The 3,587-nt window shown below is 66.6% G+C and carries 4 protein-coding genes; 1 reads left to right on the top strand and 3 read right to left on the bottom strand.

Features of this window, described 5'->3' with window-relative positions; translation table 11 throughout:
- The 3 genes from I5M_RS27320 to ccmA form a co-directional block, all read right to left on the bottom strand.
- Positions 1–714: heme ABC transporter permease (locus tag I5M_RS27320; RefSeq protein WP_022724304.1), on the bottom strand; the 714-nt coding region annotated here is incomplete at its 3' end.
- A gap of 95 nt (positions 715–809) precedes the next feature.
- On the bottom strand, positions 810–1,478 hold the full coding sequence (ccmB, locus tag I5M_RS27325) for a heme exporter protein CcmB (protein WP_022724305.1): 669 nt from the start codon (positions 1,476–1,478) through the stop codon (positions 810–812).
- A gap of 280 nt (positions 1,479–1,758) precedes the next feature.
- Positions 1,759–2,361 carry a heme ABC exporter ATP-binding protein CcmA gene (gene ccmA / locus I5M_RS27330; protein WP_031337779.1) on the bottom strand — a complete coding sequence of 201 codons (603 nt, stop codon included), beginning with the start codon at positions 2,359–2,361 and terminating at the stop codon, positions 1,759–1,761.
- A gap of 225 nt (positions 2,362–2,586) precedes the next feature.
- On the opposite strand from ccmA, the gene I5M_RS27335 reads away from it, so the two are divergent.
- On the top strand, positions 2,587–3,587 hold a 1,001-nt coding region (locus I5M_RS27335), incomplete at its 3' end, for an aconitase family protein (RefSeq protein ID WP_022724307.1).

Here is a 3,587-nt window from a genome sequence, read left to right on the forward strand (position 1 = left end):
TCGCCTGCGCATCTGCAGCGAGCGGACGCGGCGGCGCAGGATCTCGTTGCGCATGGCGGCGACATGCAGGGTGATGAACAGCAGCGTGAAGCCGACCGCCATCACCAAGAGCGGAATCAGGAACGCCTTGTCGAGCGTCGAGCCGCCCAGCCGCATCACCGAGGCGGGCTGGTGCAGCGTATTCCACCAGTCGACCGAGAACTTGATGATCGGCAGGTTGATGGCGCCGACCAGCGTCAGCACCGCGCTGGCGCGCGCGGCACGGCTCGGATCGTCGACCGCGCGCCACAGCGCGATCAGGCCGAGATACATCAGAAACAGGATCAGCACCGAGGTCAGGCGGGCGTCCCATTCCCAATAGGTGCCCCACATCGGCCGGCCCCACAGCGAGCCGGTGAGCAGCGCCAGGAACGTGAAGGCGGCGCCGATCGGCGCGGCTGCCTTCTGCGACACGTCGGCGAGCGGATGCCGCCACACCAGCGTGCCGAGCGCCGACAGGCTCATCACGCCCCAGACGAACATCGACAACCACGCGTTGGGCACGTGGATGAACATGATCTTGACGGTGGCGCCCTGCTGGTAGTCGTCGGGCGCCGTCATCGACAGGGTCAGACCGACCGCGAGCACGAGCACCGTCGCCCCGGCCAGCCAGGGCAGCAGGCGCCCCGCGAGCGTCAGGAACCGGGTCGGATTGGCGAGTTCGGTCAGCCTCATGGCGCTCCCTGATAAAGATCGCCGTGGCCGCAGGCAATGCGGCCTTCACCGGAGCGCTGGCGAGGCGCGGTGAATTGATTGGGAACCGGTGCCGGTCAGTCCATCCCCTGCCGCAGGCTGGCCGCGGCCGCGAACGGGCCGATCACCAGGCTGACCAGGGAAATCGCGCACAGAATCGTCATTGGCGTCCCGAACGGCACCGGGCCGGTGATGGCGGCCTGCGAGGCGGCGACGCCGAAGATCAGCACCGGAATCGACAGAGGCAGCACCAGTACGGCCAGCAAAAGACCGCCGCGGCGCAGCGTCACCGCCAGCGCGGCACCGATCATGCCGGTGAAGGTCAGCGCCGGCGTGCCGGCCAGCAGCGTCGCCATCACGGCCAGCGAGGCCATGCCGTCGAGATTCAGCAGCAAGCCGAGCACCGGGGTGGCGATCACCAGCGGCAGGCCGGCGGCGAGCCAATGCGCCAGCGCCTTGGCGGCGCAGGTCAGTTCCAGCGGGGTGCGGCTCATGACGATCAGGTCGAGCGAACCGTCCTCGGCGTCGGCGGTGAACAGCCGGTCGAGCGTCAGCAGGCTCGCCAGCAGCGCTCCGAGCCACAGGATCGCCGGCCCGAGCCGCTTCAGCAGCGCCAGATCCGGCCCGACCGCGAACGGCATCAGCACCACCACGGTGAGAAAGAACAACACCCCGATCAGCGCCCCGCCGCCGACGCGGAGGGCAATTCTGATGTCGCGTCGGATGATCGCTCCGAGCGCGCTCATGCGGGGGCTCCGAAAGTGCGCATGGCGAAGATTGATGCTTCTTCAATCAGCTCACTCCTCGCGGCACCCCCACCCCCGACCCCTCCCCGCAAGGGGGAGGGGAGCCTAGGAGCCGCGAGGTGAGTGAGTGCGCAGATGCAGCGAGAGCTAGATGGAAACGATATGGCACGGCGTCTCGTCCCCCCTCCCCCTTGCGGGGAGGGGTCGGGGGTGGGGGTCCCCAGGCACCGCGCCAATCTGAAAGCCTCAACTGCATAGCCGCGAACAAACGGATGCAAGGTCATGCCACGCCCCCAATCCGCAGCTCACGCGCCGAAATACCTAGCGGCAGATGCGTGGCGGCGACGATGATGCCGCCGCCAGCGAGGTGTTGCTGCATCAGGCCGGCGAACATCTCCTGGCCGCGGATGTCGAGCGCGGCGGTCGGTTCGTCGAGCAGCCACACCGGCCGCCGCAGCACCAGCAGGCGCGCGATCGACAGGCGCCGGCGCTGGCCGGCCGAGAGGTAGGCGGCCGGCAGTTCGGCCGCATGCGCTAGACCGACGGCCGCAATCGCGGCGGCGAGGTCGGTCGGTTCGCCGCCGAGAAACGCGCGCCAAAAGGCGAGGTTTTCGGAGACGCTCAGCGAAGGCTTCAGCGCATCGCGGTGACCGAGATAATGCGCCTGTTCGGCGACCGGGGTATCTGGCTCGCCGCCCTCCAGTTCGACACGGCCGTCGGCCGGCATCAGCAGTCCGGCGATCAGCCGCAGCAGCGACGTCTTGCCGGCGCCGTTGGGCCCGACCAGCGCCAGCGCTTCGCCAGAGGCGGCTTCAAAGTCGAGATGCGCGAACACTTCGCGGCCGCCGCGCACGCATCGCAAGTCTTGTCCCGACAGCCGCATCCTCGGACCTTCGCGTCCTTGCTGTTCCGTCATTGGACCCGTAGGTCTTGTGACTTCAAATCATGCGCTCGCCTGTCATTGTCGAACTGGCGGCGCAATTGGAAAGGTTCTATAAGCCGGAACTTGATGCAGCACACAATCGGCGCCCGCAAGCCGAGCCGCCTGCTCTCCCGGCGATAGCGCCACCGCTCGCCTCCTGACAACGATAATTCGGGACCCGCCTAAATGACCTCGCTCGACAGCTTCAAGTGCCGCAAGATCCTCAAGGTCGGCACCAAGTCCTACGTCTATTACAGCCTGCCGACCGCCGAGAAGAACGGCCTCAAGGGCATTTCGCGGCTGCCTTACTCGATGAAGGTGCTGCTCGAAAATCTGCTGCGCAACGAGGACGACCGCACCGTCAAGAAGGCGGACATCCAGGCGGTGGCGAAGTGGATGCGGAAGAAGGCGCTCGAGCATGAAGTCGCCTTCCGCCCGGCGCGCGTGCTGATGCAGGACTTCACCGGCGTGCCCGCGGTGGTCGATCTCGCCGCCATGCGCAATGCCATGCAGGCGCTCGGCGGCTCGCCCGAGAAGATCAACCCGCTGGTGCCGGTCGATCTCGTCATCGATCACTCGGTGATCGTCAATTTCTTCGGTGACAACAAGGCGTTCAAGAAGAACGTCGACGAAGAGTACAAGCAGAACCAGGAACGCTACGAATTCCTGAAGTGGGGCCAGAAGGCGTTTTCGAACTTCTCCGTCGTGCCGCCCGGCACCGGCATCTGCCACCAGGTGAACCTCGAATACCTGGCGCAGACGGTGTGGACCAAGAAGGAGAAGATGACGATCGGCCGGACCAAGGGCACCTTCGAGGTCGCCTATCCGGATTCGCTGGTCGGCACCGACTCGCACACCACCATGGTCAACGGCCTCGCCGTGCTCGGCTGGGGCGTCGGCGGCATCGAGGCGGAAGCCGCGATGCTCGGCCAGCCGCTGTCGATGCTGCTGCCGGAGGTCGTCGGCTTCAAGCTCAAGGGCGCGCTGAAGGAAGGCGTCACCGCGACCGACCTCGTGCTCACCGTCACCCAGATGCTGCGCAAGCAGGGCGTGGTCGGCAAGTTCGTCGAGTTCTTCGGCCCTGGCCTCGATCACCTGTCGGTCGCCGACAAGGCGACGATCGCCAACATGGCGCCCGAATACGGCGCGACCTGCGGCTTCTTCCCGGTCGACAGCGAAACCATCGT

The organism is Rhodopseudomonas sp. B29, assembly GCF_000333455.1.
Taxonomy (GTDB): domain Bacteria; phylum Pseudomonadota; class Alphaproteobacteria; order Rhizobiales; family Xanthobacteraceae; genus Rhodopseudomonas.

Bases quoted from the DNA above. Each gene is read 5' to 3' on its own strand.
- ccmA (WP_031337779.1), bottom strand. From the start codon at position 2,361: ATGCGGCTGTCGGGACAAGACTTGCGATGCGTGCGCGGCGGCCGCGAA.
- ccmB (WP_022724305.1), bottom strand. From the start codon at position 1,478: ATGAGCGCGCTCGGAGCGATCATCCGACGCGACATCAGAATTGCCCTC.